Source organism: Nocardia salmonicida NBRC 13393 (genome assembly GCF_001613085.1).
GTDB lineage: Bacteria > Actinomycetota > Actinomycetes > Mycobacteriales > Mycobacteriaceae > Nocardia > Nocardia salmonicida.
The window spans coordinates 89,361-105,850 of the sequence record NZ_BDBR01000037.1; the positions used below are offsets into that span (position 1 = coordinate 89,361).

Genomic DNA, 16,490 nt, shown 5'->3' on the forward strand with positions numbered 1-16,490 from the left:
TTTACTACGACTGCACATCGAGGCGATACCCGAGACCGCGCACGGTAACCACGATGCGCGGGTCGGAAGGGTCGCGTTCGATCTTGGTGCGCAGGCGTCGCACGTGGACGTCGACGATCCGCTCGTCACCGAAAAAGCCCTGATCCCATACTCTTTCGAGCAGCACGGATCGACTCAGCACCCGGCCGGGGGTCTCCGCCAGTTCACACAGCAACCGGAATTCGGTGACTGTGAGGTGGATCTCGTCGGTACCGCGGCGCACCGCGCCCGCGTCGGCCGCCAGCACCAGCGGCGCGTGCGGATCGGCGTCGAGCACGGCTTCGGGGGTCGTGTCGCGATCGGCGGTGATGCGGGCGCGACGGCGGAGCGCGCGCATCCTGGCAGTGATCTCCTTGATTTCGAACGGCTTGCTCACGAAGTCGTCGGCCCCCGCCTCCAGGGCCGCGACCACGTCGTGGGTGTCGTAACGGGTACTGATCACGATGATCGGTACGTCATGGTCGCGACGGATCTCCCTGATGCAGTCGAAGCCGTCGGCTTCGCCGCGCATCAGGTCGACGATCATCAGATCGGGTGGCCCGTCGTTTCGCAGCCGATCGAGGGCGTCGGAGGGCACGCCTGCCTCGGCTACGGCATACCCTTCGTCCTCCATCGCGCGACGCAGGTCGCCGCGCATCTGGACGTCGTCGTCCACGATCATCAGGTTCGCGCTCACTGTGCACATCCTTTGCTGACACGCCGGGCGTGTGCCGGTGCACTGGGGATTTCGCGTCCCCAGACCGACACGCCATCCCGCCTTCGAGCTTGTTACCGATCTGTTATGTACCCAGACTGGTCCCGGCGTAAACCCGTCGTAACAATTCGCCCGGTCAACAGCCCGTTCAGCGCGGCCGATCCGGTGGCATAGTCGGGAGCGTGACCCCGACTTTCGCTGACATCGAAGCCGCCGCGGCGCGCATCGACGGACTGGTTCGCCCACTCACCGTCGCACCCGCTGGACCAGGGCCGGACCCGCTCTGGTTCGCACTGGAATTCCTGCAGTTCACCGGCACTTTCAAAGCGCGCGGTGCGCAGAACTTCGTGCGCGCGCACGCCGCTGCGGGGACGTTGCCGGACGCGGGTGTGACGATCGCCTCAGGCGGCAATGCCGGGATGGCGTGTGCGTGGGCGGCGCGCGAGGCGGGGGTGCCCGCGACGGTGTTTCTGCCCGAGACCGCTCCCCCTGTCAAAATTGGTCGACTTCGTGACTACGGCGCCGAGGTTCGACTGATCGGTCCGGAATACAAGCAGGCGCTGGCGGCATGCCGGGAGTTCGCCCGGACCAGTGGGGCGCTGGCCGCGCACGCCTACGACCATCCACTCGTCGCGGCGGGTGCGGGCACGTTGATGCGCGAGATCCAGGCGCGGATACCCGATCTGGATACGGTGCTCGTCGCCGTCGGTGGCGGTGGATTGTTCACCGGAACAGCGATCGCCGCACAGCATTTCGGGATCCGTACGGTGGCCGTCGAACCTCTGGGTTGTCGATCGCTGAACGCCGCGCTCGAAGCCGGTCGCCCGGTGGACGTCACCGTCGACTCGATCGCCGCGGACTCCCTCGGCGCGCCGAGCGTGTCCGCGATGGCCCTGGCCGCGGCCCAGCACCCGAGTGTGCGCTCGCTGCTGGTGCCCGACGAGGCGATCCGCGCGGCCAGGAAGCAGTTGTGGGACGCACACCGCATCGTCGTCGAGAACGGCGCGGCCACCGCGATGGCGGCACTGCTCGACACCGGGTCGGGCCCGGCCTATCGCCCCGAACCCGGCGAACGGGTGTGCGTGATCCTGTGTGGGGCCAATACCGACCCCAGCGACCTCGTCTAGCGGACCAGGGAGTTTTTCTCGGCGTAGTTGGTCATCGCGGTGTTCAGGCCGCGCATGGCCAGGGTGTAGCCGTAGGGGAAGTAGCGCTGGCCCCAGTGGGCGAACTGGATGTCGCGGGAGGTGTAGACCCAGTAGCGGTTGCGTTCGACACCCTTGACGACGGCCGTGGCGGCCTGGTCGGGGGTGACGGCGTGGCGCATGAACAGGCCGATCGCCTTCTGCAGGGCCGCGTTGTCGCGGTCGACGCCGGCGATGTCGATGGTGTCGGCCATCGGGGTGGCCATCGCGCCGGGGCAGACCAGGCTGACGCCGATCTTGTGGCGACGCAGATCGAAACGCAGCACCTCGGAGATGCCGCGCAGCCCGAACTTGGTGGCGCTGTAGGGAGCGTGCCACGGTAGGCCGAAGATGCCCGCCGCCGAGGACACGTTCACCAGGTGACCGCCGCGACCCGCGGTGATCATCGGACGCACGAACTCCTCGATCACGTGGATCGGGCCCATCAGGTTGATGTCGACGGTGCGGCGCCACTGCTGGGGAGTGAGCTTGTCGACGGTTCCCCAGGTGGCGATGCCCGCCACGTTCATGACGATGTCGACATGGCTGACGGCCTCGAAGGTATGGGCGGCCAGTCCGACAACTGCGGAATGGTCGCTGACGTCGGCCGCGTGCGCGAGATGCACCGTCGCGCCGGTCGCGCGCAGTTCCTCGGCGGTGGTGGCGAGTGCGTCGGCGGTGATGTCGGTGAGGACAAGAGACGCCCCTTTGGCGGCGGCCGCGAATGCCGTGGCGCGGCCGAGGCCGCTGGCGGCACCGGTGATCAGGCAGGTCTTCCCGTCGAACTTCGTCATGATCCCGACCCTACGGTTTGGTGAACAGATGCGTCTACGGTTCCGAGGTGATCGCGATGGTGGTCCAGCCGCCGACATGGATCCGGCTGCCTTCGCGTAGGGCGATCGCCTGCTGTGGGGTGATCGGAGATTCGGCGCCGTCCAGACTGGTCCCGTTGGTGGAACCGAGGTCGGTGATGGTGAGCGCGCCACCCTGATCGACCTGGATCATCGCATGCGCGCGCGAGACTCCGATATCCGCGGGGGCGATGCCGAGATCGATCTCGGGCACGATTCCTTGCGAAGCCGATCGTTTTCCGATCAGGAACTGGGTGCCGCGCAAAGCGATTCGGCGTTCGGGATAGAAGTCAGGGAATTCGACACGTTCGGCATCGGGTCCCTTGCGGGCTCGGACACGCGCGTAGAACTCGCGGTCGGCGAAGATCCGCGCGACCCACATCCTGGACCGACCGATATCGGGCGGCGCGCCGGTAGCGATCATGGTCGGGTCGAACCCGCTGGACGGGACAGCCGATTCCGGTCGATCACCCGGCCGCGACGTCGCAGTCGGTGCCGGAAGGGCGGAATCGTGGCCGCATCCTTCGCAGAAGCGCCCGCTGGTCGGCGCGTGGCAGTGGGGACACAGGCGCAGCGCCGCCGGGTCGGGCGCGGGCGGTGCGCCGAGTGCCGATCCGCACACATCGCAGTAGTCGGTCGACCGCGACTGGTGTCCGTCCGCGCACATCGGCATGTCAGCCGCCCTCCGGCCGCACCCGCGCGGTTTTGGTCGAGCGGATGTCGAGGGCGAGTTCGTCGGCCGCGGCGACCTGACCGCGCAGCTTCACGGTGCCGTCGTGCTCGACTTCCACCACACCGCGCAGCAGCTTGGCGGTGGATTCGTGGCCGGAGGCGGCGGCCAGCTCCACCGCGCGCCGCAGTTTCGCGGTGGCGGTCGTGACATCGCCGTTGCGGCGGGCAGCCAAACCCTCCTGGACGACCTGGGCCAGTTCGACCTGCCCGGTGTAGTGGGCGACGCGGGTGCTGATGCGGGTCGACAGGGTCGAATCGGTGGTCCAGACGGCACGCACCAGCCCCTGGCCGAGGACCTCGGCGCCGGCCAGCACGCTCAATCGCGCGGCCAGTTTCTCCCGGCCCGGCGCGGCCGGTTCCAGCTCGATCTGCACGTGGTATTCGCGTTCCTCGGCGGCCCACGACGACAGCGGGTACTCCCCCACCTGCGCACCGGCATCGGTGCGACGTCCGGTCAGATCCTCGAGCACCGGCGAGACCTGTTTGACCATGCGCACCCGAGCGCCCGCGGGGGTCCAGACCTTCAGGGTCAGTTCCGGGATCACCCGGGCGGCCGACGAGCGCATCATCGCGGCGAAGTCCGCGGCCAGGTCCTTCGGGTCGGCGACGATATTGGCGTCACCGGACAATTTCTGGGCGATCTTGCGCACTTCCTCGGCGACCCAGTCGTCACCGACACCGCGACAGTCGCAGACGAAAAGGCCTTCGGCCCGGTCGAGTTCGGTCGCGAGTTCCTGCGGGGTCTCGTGTTCGTTCTTGCCGTCGGTGAGCAGAATCGCATGCGCCTGCGCGCCGGGGTGCGCGGCGGCGACCTGGCGGGCCAGCGCCAGCCACGATCCCATCGCGGTGCCGCCGTCCGGCCGCAACCGATCCAGGGCCCGACGGGCCGAGCCGCGGTGGGCGCGGTCGGCGGGCGCGGACATGGTGTTGTCGGTCGGGTAGATCAGCCGGGCCGCTTCGGTGCCCTCGATGATGGCGAACGCGGTGCCGTCGGGGATCTCGTCCAGGGCGGTGCGAGTGGCGTTGCGCGCGTTCTCGAATTTGCGCTTGTTACCCATCGAGCCCGAACAGTCGATGATCAGGATCTCCAGGCGCGGCGGCGGCGTCGCGACCACGGCGAGTTCGGGGCCGGTGGTCACCGTCAGCACCGCGTCCACCGCGCTCGCGCCTTCGGCGAGGAATTCGTTCTGGTCGACGGCGATCGAGATACCTGCTGTCTCAGGGGAACTCATGACACTCCTGGTTGGTGCGATAGGGCGACGGGCACCGGAGCCAGTGCGACCGTGATGTTGTCGCTGCCCCCGCTGTTCAAGGCGAAGTCGGCGAGCGCGCGGGCGGCGGCCTGCGGCGAGGTCTCCACCGTGAAGCCGGCGAGCGCGACCGCCTCGGGCAAGTAGTTCCACAGGCCGTCGCTGCACAGCAGCAGCGTGCCCGGTTCGGTGGCGAGCATGCGTTGCAGGCAGTTCGCCGACCACGGCGCTTCGCCGCCGTCGGCGCCGAGCCAGCGCAGCAGGGTGTGCGCGCGCGGGTCGTTCATCGCGGCGGTCTCGTCGAGGGCGCCCGCGTCGACGAGGGCCTGGGCCCACGAGTCGTCGATGCTGAGTCGGCGCGAGGCGGTGGGATCGCCCGCGGCGAGCCAGAAGGCCCTGCTGTCACCGACATTGGCGACGGTGATGTCGGTCCCCAGGTTCGTCTCGCGCACGATCGCCGAGACGTAGGTGCACGACGGCGCGTACTCGGGGGTGCGTGACATGCCGCGCACCGCCGCGGTCGCCGCCACCAGGCCCGCCATCGCGGCGTCGGAGTCGGGCCTGCCCTCGGCCAAGGCCGCCAAGGCGGCGTCGACGCCGGTGCGGGCGGCATTGCCCGAGGCGGCTTGCGGATCCTGGGAGGTGGAGACGCCGTCGCTGACCACGATCACCCGGATGCCGTCACCCTCGCGTACCGCGGCCGCGACCGCGTCTTCGTTGCGCGAGTGGCTGATTCCGCGGTCGGTGAGGACATACACCGCGCCGAGGTCTTCCTCGAAGCGATCGGGCATGGGCTTGGGGCTGCCGCACTTGACGCAGTAGCCGCCCTCGTAGCGGCGTTCCCCGCAGGTGGAGCACTGCGGCACCTCGACCGGATCATGCACGGGCAGTGCGACTTTGCGCACGCCGAGTTCGCGACCGCAGCCTTCGCAGAAGCGGTGACCCGCCCGTGCCGAGCCCACGCAATCGGCACAACCCGGCGCCGTCACAGGGTGGTCCTCGGGCGCACCGAGTTCGCCTGGTCCACCAGGACGAATCGGGTCCACATGTCGTCGGCCTCGCGCGCCAGTGTCCGCAAGCATCGTTCCAATCCCGTCCGCACGCCCTGCTCGGTGAATTCCACGTCCAACAGCTTGCCTGGTGTACTCGGCCGCTGTCCCGACCGGATCCAGTTCAGTGCCGCCTCGAGGACGAACATGCGCACCTGCGCGGTGCGTTTGCGCGAGTCGAGGCGCAGTTGGTCGACGCGCTCGCCGGTGCGGCGGAGCAGCGCTTCGTCGAGGTCGGCCGGATCACGGTGCGTCAGTAGGGTTTCGACGGCGGAGACCCGGGCCTCGGTGAACATCGAGGAGGTGCGGTCCACTTGGTCCAGGACCGCTACCGCGCCCGCGCGGTCGCCGCTGATACGACGCAGTCGCGCGGCGCCGAAGGCGGCGGACAGGAAGGTGTGGTCGGTCCGCCAGACCACGTCGTAGAGCGCCGACGCACGGCTGAGCGCGAAGGCGTTCTCGCTGCCGTCGGCCTCGGCGCCGAGTTCCAGTGCGGCCGCCAAGGCGAGTTTCGGGGCGGGTTCACCGGGCAGCGCGGCGTAGACGGACTCGAAATCCGCTGCGGCGGCGGAGTAGTCGCCGGTGAGCAGGGCTGCCTGGGCTCGATACCAGACCGGGCGCCAGTCGAATTCGAGCTCGGCGTCCAAGGCGGCGAGACGGTTCAGTGCCTCCGCCGCGTCGCCTGCTTCGAGCTCGGCGCGAACCAGTCGCAGCGGGATCTCGACCGACTCGCCAGCTCCGGTGACCACCGCGCGCAGTCCGGCGGTGAGCGCCTGCTCGAGTTCGGCCGGGGTCGCGGCATCGGTGGTCGCCAGCAGGGCGGCGCCGCTGTCGCCGGGGTCGACCAGCGGAGCGGGCAGACCGGTGATGAGGGCGGCCGGTTCGGGTGTGACGCTGTCGATGCCGAAGACGGCACGGGCGGGACCGAACTGGCTCGACATGCCCGGACGTGGGATGCCGTCGCCGGTCGACAGCACTTCCCGCAGGACACCGGTGAGCTGGTCGGCCATCTCGCTCATCGAGGCGAAGCGCGCGAGCGGGTCGGGGTCGGTGGACCGCTGCAAGAAGCGGTACAGCGAATCATGTTCGGCCAGGAGCGGTTCGGTGTCGGGACCGGGTATCGGGCCGAGTTTGCCGTCGACGGAGGGCACCCGCATCATCAGCACGGCCAGCGTGCGGCCCGCGGTGTAGATCTCGGTGGCCACCGTCGGCCCGGTTTCGGCGATCTCGGGCGCCTGGTAGCCGAGGGTGCCGTAGATGGGGCTGGTCCGGTCGTCCATCGCGATGACCGCGCCGAGGTCGATCAGCTCGAGACGTTCCTCGGTCTGCATCACATTGTCGGGCTTGAAATCGCAGTAGGCCCAGCCGCGAGCGTGCAGATAGCCGAGGGCGGGCAACATCTCCAGCACATAGGCGATCGCCTGGGCGGGCGGCAGATAGCGCTGGGTCTCGGCGCGATAGGCGCGCAGGATCTGTTTGAGCGACGTACCGCCGACATAGGCCATGACGATGTAGCCGACGGGCTCGCCGTCGGCGTCGGCGTGTTCGGTGAAGTTGTGGATCTTGACGATGTTGGGGTGGTCGACCTCGGCGAGGAAGCGGCGCTCGGCCAGCGCGGCGGCCAGCGCGTCGGGGTCGCCGGTGTCGATGAGGCCCTTGAGGACCACCCAGCGCTTGTTGACGGCGCGGTCGGTGGCCAGATAGATCCAGCCGAGACCGCCGTGGGCCAGCGCGCCCGCCACCTCGTACTGGCCGCCGACGAGATCGCCTGCCCGCAACCGGGGCACGAACGAGTAGCGGGTGCCACAGTGCGGGCAGAACCCGGAGGTCCGGCCGGGAACGCCCGCCTGACCGCGGCCGACGGGCTTGTCGCATTTGCCGCAGAAGCGGTCGGATTCGGGCACCTGAGGGTCGGCGAGCACGGCCGTGGCCGGGTCGACGCGCGGGACCGGCGGTACTTCGACGAGTCCGGCGCCGAGCCTGCCACGCGCGGCCGAACGGGCCGAGCCCGACCGGGTTCGCACCGAGCGACTCGAGGTGCGCCCGCTCGCGCTGACCGTCGACGCGGACGGGCTGTGCAGCGGGCCTGTCACCGTGGCCGGAGCGGTACCGCAGGTGCCGCAGTAGCCGTCGACGATTGTTCCGTCACAATCGGTTTCGCCACAGGCACCCGGGACCGGCACGGGCGGAGGTGGCGCCTGACGGTTCCCGCCGCGTGGTTGCGCCGTGGTGCGCCCCGACCGTCCGTTGGCGACGGATCTGGGCTGATGCACCGGTGGCGGGCTCGCGACGGGCGCGGTACCGCACAGTGCGCAGTAGCCGTCCTCGATCGCGCCGCCGCACCCCGGTTCACTACACGTCATGCTGTCCGCCCCGCTTTCTCCCCGATGATCGAACGATAGTCCGCGACTGCCCGGGTGACCGCGGCCAGATCGCACGGCGTTCGGGTGAGTAGACCGGCCGCGATCCGGTCGGCCGCGAGCACATCACGGTCCTCGCTCACGCCGAGCCGAGCGGCCTTGGCGCGGTAGGCCGTGAGTCTGCCGCGTAGTTCGGCGCGCCGGTCGAGCAGTCCGCGCGCCAATTCGTCTCGCTGCGTGGCCTTTTCGGCAGCGGCGGCAGCCCGCACGCGCAGCGCGAGGAGGTGTTGGACCGTCGGACGGTCGGGCGCATCGCCGAGAGCGTCGAGTTCGGCGCCCAGCCTGGTGGCCGGTTCGCCGCTGTCGGGCAGCTCGCCGGTCGCGACCTTGTGCTCGGCCTGGGTCGCGGTGTCGTCGGCGCGATGTTGGAGTTCGCCGAGATCGGCCAGTCGCGCACGCAGGGCGGCGACCGCGCCTGGCAGGTCGGCGGCCACAGCGAGATAGTCACTGTGACGGGCGGATTCGGTGTCGATCAGGGCGGTGAGTGAGGCCAGGGCGGTGTCGATCTCGCCAGGCCCGAAGCCGAGTGGGTCGGTGCCCGCGCGGCGCAGGAGGGTGGCCAGTGGTTCGCCGGCCGCGTCCAGTGCGCCGCGCGCCTGTTCAACGCGTTGTTGCAGGGGGGCGAGCGCGCCTAGCACTTTCTCGTCGACCGCTGCGATCTCGTCGGCGAAGGGGGCAACGAAGGCGAACGCGGCGCGCATCCGGTCGAGGCAATCGGCGATACCGACCGTCACGATGGTCTCGCTGGGGCCGGTGAGACCGCGCTGCGCCAGGGGAATCGGGATCCTCGCCACTTCGTGTGGGCGGCCACGCAGCAGCTCCGTGAGCCGCCCGCGTGCGCGCTCGTCGACCTTGCCGCGCCCGGCACGCACCGCCTCGGCTTCGGTGAGGATGGCCCGCACCCGCCCCAGGTCCTCCCAGAGTTCGCCCAGCGCCTTCTCCACCGGCACCCAACGGCGGGCGGTCTCCCCCGTCGGCGGATAGCGGCGCACCAGTGCCAGGCCGGGATGGCGGTCCAGCTCGAGCAAGGTCGTGGTCACCTTCGCCAGTTCCGCTGTGCGCCCGGTGAGTTCACGTTCGATCTCGAGCACGCCGAGCATCGGCCAGGTCATCCGACGTACCGGGGCACCGGCGGGCCCTGCGAGGCGCCGAGGGTCGACAGGTGCTGGGCATAGATCCGCTGCCAGGTGCCGTCGTTGCGGGTGCGGTCGAGCACGCCGTTGACGAAGCGCACCAGTTCGTCACTGCCGCGCGGCACGCCGACCGCGTACGCGCCCGCACCGATCGGGTCGCCGACGACCTCGAGATTGCGGTCCTGGGCCACCAGACCCGCCAGGATGGGCTCGTCACCGCTGATCGCATCGACGGTGCCCTGCTGCAGGGCGACCAGACAGTCGGTCCAGTTGGTCACGCCGAGCACGTTCGGGGGCGTCGGCAAGGTGAACAGCGGTGCGGCCGCGGTCGTGCCCTTCGCCACGCACACCCGCTTGCCCGCGAGCCCGGCGCCGTTGGTGATGCCCGCGCCGTGCGGGGCCGCGATGCGTTGCGCCGCACGGTAATACACGCTGGAGAAGTCGACCTCGCGGCGGCGTTCACAGGTCGCAGAGAAAGTGCGCACGATCATGTCGACCTTCTTCTCCTGCAGCAGCGGGATCCGGTCGGCCGCGGTGACGGAGCGCAGTTCGATCTTGTCCGGGTCACCGAACAGATCGCGCGCGATCTCCCTGGCGAGGTCGATATCGAAACCTTCGAGCCTGCCGGTCGACGGATTGCGGAACCCGAACATGTAGGTGTTCTGATCGACACCCACGCGCAGCCTGCCGTTGGCCACGATCGCGGCCATCGCCGATCCCATCGGCATCGCACCCGGTCGCGGCTGGGTCGTCGGCGCCAGCGTCGCTTCGGTATCGCAGGTTCCGGTGCCTTCGGCGGCCGGGGCCGAGGTGATGGCTTCGGCGCCGGGTAGCGGTGGGGCGACGGCGGTGGCGGCGATGGTCGTCGGTTCGGGTGCGTCGGCGCAGCCCGCGACCAGCGCGAGGGCCGCGGCGAGCACGACCAGCAGGGGGCGGCTCACAGGAATTCCTTCAGTCGTGGCCAGAGTCCGGAGATCACCGCGCCTGCCCCGGCCAGGAGCAGGAACAGGGTGCCGAAGGGGCTCAGGGTCAACGACGTTGCCGCGGCCGCGACGCCGTCGCGTAGGTCGTCGCGCGCCTGGGCGAGGTCGTCGCGCAGTTCCTTGTCGAGGCGGGCGAAGCTGGTGGCCGAGCTGTCGGGGCCGGTGCCGATCGCCTGGGTGACCGCACCGGGATAGTCGGCCTTCTCGTAGGCGGTGCGCTGGGCGTTGTGTCCCGCGCTCCAATTCGTCAGCGCGCGTTCGGCATCGGAGTCGCCGCCACCGGCCGCGGTCAGACGCCCGCGCAGGTCTCCGCTGTGGGTCTGGAAGGCCTTCTCCGTGGCGGTGATGTCGCCGCGGGTGATCAGGGCCAGGGTTTCGTCGGTGCGGGCCTGTTGGGCCAGGATGCGGGCGCCCGCCAGGTTCTCCACGCGCGCACCGGCGCCGGAATTACCGTTGTCGAGCAGTTGCGCGGCTGTCAGGGTGGCGCCCGCGGTCCACAGCAACGCCACCAGGGCGGCCAGCCCCGCCATGGCCATACCGGTGTTCACCAGACGGTTGGTCCTGCGCAGCAACACGATCGACCCGATCGCACATACCGCGAGTACGAGCACCAGGAGCACGATGCTCGTCCACGGCAGCGCACCGATGCGCTGTTGGTCCTCCCGCACGGCGGCGAAGCGGGCCTTGCTGAGTTGTTCGGCATTGGGCAGCAGCGAGGTCTGCATCAGATCCGAGGCCTGGCGCAGATACGCCGACCCCACCGGAAAGCCCTGACGATTATTGGCGCGCGCGGTCTCGACCAGGCCGGTGTAGGTCGGCAGGTCGGCGGCGATGCGGGCCACGATCGCCCTGGTCTGCGCGTCGGCGGCGCCGGCTGTCGCTTCCGCCAGTGCGGCGGCGGCGTCGGCGAGTGCCTGCTCGTAAGTGTCTCGTACCTGCGGTGATTCGATGCCACCGGACAGGAAGGCCGTCGCCGCGCCCGCGTCGGCGGCCGAGAGCGACACATACAGACTCTGCGCGGCGAAGGCCAATGGCTCGGTCCGATCCAGCACCTGTTCGGTACGTACGATCTTCGCGTCGAGCTGTTGGCCCACAGTCGATCCGGCGACCAGACAGGCCACCGTGGTCACGACGAGGACCACCCCGATCACACCTGGTGTCGTCGCGGCGAATCGCCGCAGCCACGTCCCCGCGTCACGGATGGTCGCCGGTAGGCGAGATCCCACACCGTCCTCCTTCATCTCCCCGGGCGGTGTCTTCGATCGCGATAGTACGGGAGCGGCTGAAAGTTCGCCCGGGTGAAGGAAACCGGCCGATCGCGGGCAAAGAAAAGGCCCGCCACGGTTCGTTGTGGCGGGCCTTTCGGGTTCGGTGTCTACGCTCCGGCGACCTTCTCACCGGGCTTGACGGTGGTGCCGGTCTTGGTGAACTGCAGCACGCCGTCTTCGATCGGCGCCTTGTGCATCAGCGTGCGGTCCCGGTAGTAGTTGTTGATCAGTTTCCAGGCGCCGCGGGCACCCTGGCGGGGCATGGCGTCGTTGCCACGCTGGATGTAGCCCGAGGTGAGGGCGCCGCCCATGAGCGACTCGTCGGCGATGTCCTCCGGGTTCGCGTGCACCTCGAAGGTGGTGTAGCCGCGGTCGCGCATGATGTTGAGCACGCGGCACAGGTAGGCGGCGGCGAGGTCGGCCTTCAACGTCCAGGAGGCGTTGGTGTAGCCGATGATCATCAGGAAGTTCGGGATATCGGAGTACAGGACGCTCTTGTAGGCGACCGTCTCGTTGAACTTCACCGGGGTGCCGTCGATGGTCAGGGTGATGCCGCCGAGCATCTGCACGTTCAGGCCGGTGGCGGTGACGATGATGTCGGCCTCGAGCTCCTGACCCGACTCGGTCAGGATGCCCTTCTCGGTGAACTTCGCGATGCGGTCGGTGACGATGTCGGCCTTGCCGCTCTTGAGCACCTTGAACAGGTCGCCGTTGGGGACCACGCACAGGCGCTGATCCCACGGGTTGTAGCTGGGGGTGAAGTGGCGCAGGTCCACCTTCTTGCCGAGCTGCAGGCGCACCTGGGCCAGCATCAGCTTCTTGGCCAGCTCGGGGTTGGTGCGCGAGAGCTGGAAGCTGGCGCGCTGCAGGGCGATGTTGCGGGCGCGGCCGATCTTGTAGGCGACGGCGTCGGGCACGCGCGACTTCTTGAAACCGATGGCGACCGGGTCGTCGGAAGGCAGAGCCTGGATCCAGGTGGGCGAACGCTGCAGCATGGTGACGTGGGCGGCGGTGTCGGCCATCGACGGGATCAGCGTGATCGCGGTCGCACCGGAACCGATGACGACGACCTTCTTGCCCGCGTAGTCCAGGTCCTCCGGCCAGTGCTGCGGGTGCACGATCTGACCCTTGAAGTCGTCCTGACCGGGGAAGTCGGGCTGGTAGCCCTTGTCGTAGTTGTAGTAGCCGCTGGCGCCGACGACGAAGTTGGCGGTCCAGGTCTCGGTCTCGCCGGTGGCCTCGATCACAGCCTGCACGGTCCACAGGGCGGTGCCGCGGTCGAAGTCGGCGGTGACGACCTTGCGGCCGAAGCTGATGTGGTCGGTGACGCCGTATTCCTTGGCGGTGTCCTCGACGTAGTCACGGATGCTGGCGCCGTCGGCGAGCACCTTGGTGCCGATCCAGGGACGGAATCCGAAACCGAAGGTGAGCATGTCCGAGTCCGAGCGGATGCCGGGGTACTTGAACAGGTCCCAGGTGCCGCCGATGTTCTCGCGGCGCTCGAGGATCGCGTAGGTGCGTCCGGTCTGCTCGCGAGTGAGGTGACAGGCCGTGCCGATTCCGGACAGGCCAGCGCCGATGATCAGTACGTCGACATGCCGCGTCATTGAGGAAACTCGTTTCGTAGGGTCGCCGACCCGTGCAAAGTCGCCCGAGCCTGTGTCGAGGTTACGTGTTTCGCATAGTTACGTCTAGTTCGGCGTGGTGGCGGCGCGGCGTGTCGTGGGTTGCGCGCACGGTGATCGGAATCCGTGACGGGGGCTCGCGCACCGGTCAGCATCGATGGGCCCCATCACTGCAACGAAAAAGGCGGACATGACCGAACGCGGACTGTCGTTCCACTGGTTCCTTCCCACCTACGGCGACTCGCGCGGCCTGATGGCGGGCGGACACGGCAGCTTCATGTCCGGTGATCGTCCCGCGACGCTGCGCTATCTCAACCAGCTCACCGCCGCCGCCGAGGACAACGGCTTCGAGGGCGTGCTCACGCCCACCGGCGCGTGGTGCGAGGACGCGTGGCTGACCACCGCCATGCTGGTGCAGACCAGCGAGACGCTGAAGTTCCTGGTGGCGCTGCGCCCCGGACTGACCAGCCCCACCCTGGCCGCGCAGATGGCGGCGACGTTCCAGCGTCATTCGGCCGGGCGCCTGCTACTCAATGTCGTCACCGGCGGTGAGCAGCGCGAACAGGAGGCCTACGGCGACTTCCTGGACAAGACCCAGCGCTACGCGCGCACCGGCGAGTTCCTGCACATCGTGCGAGAGCTGTGGTCGCGGACCGAGCCGTTCAGCTTCACCGGCGAGCACCTGCAGGTGAAGGACGCGATCCTGAGCACTCGTCCCGACCCGATTCCGCCGGTGTTCTTCGGCGGCTCGTCGGGTCCGGCCGGACCGATCGCCGCTCGCTACTCCGACACCTACCTCACCTGGGGCGAGCCGGTCGCCGCCGTCGCCGAGAAGCTGGACTGGATTCGCGGCCTGGCCGCGATCGAAGGCCGCACGGTCGACTTCGGCCTGCGCATCCACGTGATCAGCCGCGATACCGCCGCCGAGGCGTGGGCCGAGGCCGACCGCCTGCTCGACGGCATCTCCCCCGGCGAGATCGAACGGGTGCAGGCGAACCTGGCCAAGAGCGATTCCGAGGGGCAGCGACGCATGGCGCAGCTGCACAACGGTCGCACCGACGGACTCGAGATCGCCCCGAATCTCTGGGCGGGCGTCGGCCTGGTGCGCGGCGGCGCGGGTACCGCGCTGGTCGGATCGCACACCGAGGTGGCCGATCGCCTGCTCGAATACGCCGCGATCGGGATCGACCAGTTCATCCTGTCCGGGTATCCGCACCTGGAGGAGGCGTACTGGTTCGGCGAGGGTGTGCTGCCGATTCTGGAGCGCAAGGGTGTGTGGACGCATCCGTCGCGGCCGGTGTCGGTGCCCACGATCGCCCCGTTCACCGCGGCCGCCAGTAGCTGATGCCTCGGGGCGCGGCCCGGATCAGGTCGCGCCGCGCAGGTAGTTCACCGTGCCGATCGGCAGTCGCTGCACCGTTGCGTTATCTGCCATCGACTGAGCGACGGGCTGGCTCAACCCCTTTCGGCGCCTCTCGATGCGGGCGTGACCTGCCGATTTTCCGGTTACCAACTGGTAGGTCCGAAATGCCGTGGCGCACATCATGCTTCGCTGCACCGCACTCCCCCAACTGTTTTCGGCATCGAGTGCAGCCGGGGTTCCACGTGAATCAGTGCAGTTCGGAGCAGGTGCGGACATCGATCGGCAGGGTTGGGGACGGTCGGCGATAGGCTCGGCACCGTGACTCTCACCGTCGGCTTCGACCTGGACATGACTCTCATCGACTCACGTCCGGGCGTCGCCCTGGCGATCGACACCCTCGCGCGCGAGTTCGATCTGCCGATGGACGGCTCGCACTTCGCGGAGCACCTCGGTCCGCCGCTGGCCACGCTGCTGGGTGAGGCAGGCGCGCCCGACGATCTGATCCCCCATCTGGTCACCCGCTACCGCGAGCTGTACCCGGACGTCATCGGCCACATCGCCGCGCTGCCCGGGGCCGACGACGCCCTGGCCGCCGTGCGCACCGCCGGTGGGCGAACCTTGGTCGTCACCGGCAAGTTCGAGCCACACGCGCGACTGCACGTCGATCACCTCGGCTGGCAGGTCGATCGCCTCGCCGGTGATCTGTGGTCGACCGGGAAGGCCGAAGTCTTGCGGGCAGAGGCCGCCCATGTTTTCGTCGGCGATCACGCGGGTGACATGCGCGGCGCCGAGGCCGCCGGTGTGGTGGCCGTCGGCGTCACGACCGGACCCTACGACGCCGAGGGCTTGTGGGCCGCGGGCGCCGATGTGGTGCTCGACGACCTCACCCAGTTCGCCGGGTGGTTGTCCGCCCACTCGGCGCTCGACCAGTAGTGTTCCGGAACCCATCCGAGACCCGGCGCGTTGACCGGTCATGCCGACCGACCCCTACTGGAACCACAACACGCAATACCACCCCTGGGTCCTAGAGCAGGTGCCCGAAAACGCCCGCACGGCATTGGATATCGGCTGCGGTGACGGGTTACTCGCCCGCAAACTCGCGACCCGCTGCGATGCGGTGCTCGGGGTCGACATCGACGACCAGGTGATCGCCAACGCCCCCGCCGCACCCAACGTCCACCTCGAACACGCCGACTTCCGCGACCTCGACCAGACCTTCGACGTGGTCACCGCCGTCGCCACGCTGCACCACGTCCCCGTGCGCGACGGCATCACCGCGCTGCGTCACCTGGTCGCTCCGGGCGGCACCCTCGCGGTGGTGGGTCTGTGGAAGATGCACCCGGTCAGCGACTTCCACTACATGCCCCTCTTACCTGCCATCTGGGGCCTCGATCGTTGGCGACACCGTTCGCACGGCGGGCCCGATGTCACCTTGGCCGCTCCACGGGAAACCCTCGCCGAAATCCGGTCCGCCGCCGCCGAACACCTTCCCGGCGCCGAGATCCACCGCCGCCTGATGTGGCGCTACACCCTGCGGTGGCAACGGCCGCGCTGAGTCGGCCGGTCACGACGCGCGCGGCGGCCATGGCGGCGAACTTTTTCGCCCGGTGATCCCGGATCTGCAACGCCAAGAATGGCGTCGACCTCAGACCTGACCCGAACAGGCCAGGTGCGTGCCCACTACGGCGAGTCCGAGGACCGCGACGGCCACCGAGAGGGCCGGGGCCGGTTCGCGAACCAGCCGGGTCGCGCCGCGCCGTACCGCGTCGCCGACCCGCTCGAGCCGGACCCCGAGTGCCGAACCTCCCGTGGCCTCCGTGCCCGTACCACCGCGCAGTTTCCGGCGAACGACGCCGACGAGAGTGAGCAGCAGTGCGGCGATCAACATCGCGTTCCCTT

At 69.2% G+C, this 16,490-nt stretch carries 15 protein-coding genes; 4 read left to right on the plus strand and 11 right to left on the minus strand.

Features of this window, described 5'->3' with window-relative positions; all coding sequences use genetic code 11:
• Positions 1-4 precede the first annotated feature (4 nt).
• Complete coding sequence (locus NS1_RS29450) at positions 5-715, minus strand: response regulator transcription factor (protein WP_062989678.1); 711 nt, start codon at positions 713-715, stop codon at positions 5-7.
• 200 nt (positions 716-915) lie between these two features.
• On the opposite strand from NS1_RS29450, the gene NS1_RS29455 reads away from it, so the two are divergent.
• Positions 916-1,860 carry a threonine/serine dehydratase gene (locus tag NS1_RS29455; protein ID WP_062989680.1) on the plus strand — a complete coding sequence of 315 codons (945 nt, stop codon included), beginning with the start codon at positions 916-918 and terminating at the stop codon, positions 1,858-1,860.
• Here NS1_RS29455 and NS1_RS29460 read toward each other — a convergent pair.
• The 9 genes from NS1_RS29460 to NS1_RS29500 all read right to left on the minus strand — a co-directional run bounded on the left by NS1_RS29460 (position 1,857) and on the right by NS1_RS29500 (position 13,210).
• On the minus strand, positions 1,857-2,711 hold the full coding sequence (locus NS1_RS29460) for an SDR family oxidoreductase (RefSeq protein WP_062989682.1): 855 nt from the start codon (positions 2,709-2,711) through the stop codon (positions 1,857-1,859). The two genes, NS1_RS29455 and NS1_RS29460, sit on opposite strands and share 4 nt — an antisense overlap.
• A 34-nt stretch (positions 2,712-2,745) precedes the next feature.
• Complete coding sequence (locus NS1_RS29465) at positions 2,746-3,441, minus strand: double zinc ribbon and FHA domain-containing protein (RefSeq protein ID WP_062989684.1); 696 nt, start codon at positions 3,439-3,441, stop codon at positions 2,746-2,748.
• A gap of 1 nt (position 3,442) precedes the next feature.
• A complete protein-coding gene (locus tag NS1_RS29470) occupies positions 3,443-4,732 on the minus strand; it encodes a VWA domain-containing protein (protein ID WP_062989685.1) in 1,290 nt (429 codons plus the stop codon).
• Complete coding sequence (locus NS1_RS29475) at positions 4,729-5,739, minus strand: protein phosphatase 2C domain-containing protein (RefSeq protein WP_063816300.1); 1,011 nt, start codon at positions 5,737-5,739, stop codon at positions 4,729-4,731. The genes NS1_RS29470 and NS1_RS29475 overlap by 4 nt, the downstream gene beginning before the upstream one ends.
• Positions 5,736-8,162: a serine/threonine-protein kinase gene (locus NS1_RS29480; RefSeq protein ID WP_063816301.1), complete on the minus strand. Its 2,427-nt coding sequence runs from the start codon at positions 8,160-8,162 to the stop codon at positions 5,736-5,738. Before NS1_RS29480 ends, NS1_RS29475 begins: the two co-directional genes overlap by 4 nt.
• Positions 8,159-9,331 carry a hypothetical protein gene (locus NS1_RS29485; protein WP_062989689.1) on the minus strand — a complete coding sequence of 391 codons (1,173 nt, stop codon included), beginning with the start codon at positions 9,329-9,331 and terminating at the stop codon, positions 8,159-8,161. The genes NS1_RS29480 and NS1_RS29485 overlap by 4 nt, the downstream gene beginning before the upstream one ends.
• Positions 9,328-10,299, minus strand: coding sequence for a glutamate ABC transporter substrate-binding protein (locus NS1_RS29490; protein WP_157125449.1), 972 nt, complete (start codon positions 10,297-10,299; stop codon positions 9,328-9,330). The genes NS1_RS29485 and NS1_RS29490 overlap by 4 nt, the downstream gene beginning before the upstream one ends.
• Positions 10,290-11,561 (minus strand): GlnX family signal transduction membrane protein, encoded by a 1,272-nt coding sequence (locus NS1_RS29495; protein ID WP_255284742.1) that lies wholly within the window; start codon positions 11,559-11,561, stop codon positions 10,290-10,292. Before NS1_RS29495 ends, NS1_RS29490 begins: the two co-directional genes overlap by 10 nt.
• 149 nt (positions 11,562-11,710) lie before the next feature.
• Positions 11,711-13,210, minus strand: a complete 1,500-nt coding sequence (locus tag NS1_RS29500; RefSeq protein ID WP_062989693.1) for a flavin-containing monooxygenase — start codon at positions 13,208-13,210, stop codon at positions 11,711-11,713.
• 208 nt (positions 13,211-13,418) lie between these two features.
• Between NS1_RS29500 and NS1_RS29505 the strand changes: the two genes are divergently transcribed.
• The 3 genes from NS1_RS29505 (at position 13,419) to NS1_RS29515 (ending at position 16,146) form a co-directional block, all read left to right on the plus strand.
• Positions 13,419-14,573, plus strand: a complete 1,155-nt coding sequence (locus tag NS1_RS29505) for an LLM class flavin-dependent oxidoreductase (protein WP_062989696.1) — start codon at positions 13,419-13,421, stop codon at positions 14,571-14,573.
• Between the two features lie 336 nt (positions 14,574-14,909).
• Positions 14,910-15,524 (plus strand): HAD family hydrolase, encoded by a 615-nt coding sequence (locus NS1_RS29510; RefSeq protein WP_062989745.1) that lies wholly within the window; start codon positions 14,910-14,912, stop codon positions 15,522-15,524.
• Positions 15,525-15,564: 40 nt separating this feature from the next.
• On the plus strand, positions 15,565-16,146 hold the full coding sequence (locus tag NS1_RS29515) for a class I SAM-dependent methyltransferase (RefSeq protein WP_062989698.1): 582 nt from the start codon (positions 15,565-15,567) through the stop codon (positions 16,144-16,146).
• A gap of 90 nt (positions 16,147-16,236) precedes the next feature.
• Here NS1_RS29515 and NS1_RS29520 read toward each other — a convergent pair whose 3' ends face one another.
• Positions 16,237-16,479 carry a hypothetical protein gene (locus NS1_RS29520; RefSeq protein ID WP_062989700.1) on the minus strand — a complete coding sequence of 81 codons (243 nt, stop codon included), beginning with the start codon at positions 16,477-16,479 and terminating at the stop codon, positions 16,237-16,239.
• Positions 16,480-16,490 lie beyond the last annotated feature (11 nt).

What these genes read in the sequence shown, in the direction of transcription:
- NS1_RS29460 (WP_062989682.1), bottom strand. Translation starts at nt 2,711, where the DNA reads ATGACGAAGTTCGACGGGAAGACCTGCCTGATCACCGGTGCCGCCAGC.
- NS1_RS29465 (WP_062989684.1), bottom strand. Translation starts at nt 3,441, where the DNA reads ATGCCGATGTGCGCGGACGGACACCAGTCGCGGTCGACCGACTACTGC.
- NS1_RS29470 (WP_062989685.1), bottom strand. Translation starts at nt 4,732, where the DNA reads ATGAGTTCCCCTGAGACAGCAGGTATCTCGATCGCCGTCGACCAGAAC.
- NS1_RS29480 (WP_063816301.1), bottom strand. Translation starts at nt 8,162, where the DNA reads ATGACGTGTAGTGAACCGGGGTGCGGCGGCGCGATCGAGGACGGCTAC.
- NS1_RS29485 (WP_062989689.1), bottom strand. Translation starts at nt 9,331, where the DNA reads ATGACCTGGCCGATGCTCGGCGTGCTCGAGATCGAACGTGAACTCACC.
- NS1_RS29500 (WP_062989693.1), bottom strand. Translation starts at nt 13,210, where the DNA reads ATGACGCGGCATGTCGACGTACTGATCATCGGCGCTGGCCTGTCCGGA.
- NS1_RS29505 (WP_062989696.1), top strand. Translation starts at nt 13,419, where the DNA reads ATGACCGAACGCGGACTGTCGTTCCACTGGTTCCTTCCCACCTACGGC.
- NS1_RS29515 (WP_062989698.1), top strand. Translation starts at nt 15,565, where the DNA reads ATGCCGACCGACCCCTACTGGAACCACAACACGCAATACCACCCCTGG.
- NS1_RS29520 (WP_062989700.1), bottom strand. Translation starts at nt 16,479, where the DNA reads ATGTTGATCGCCGCACTGCTGCTCACTCTCGTCGGCGTCGTTCGCCGG.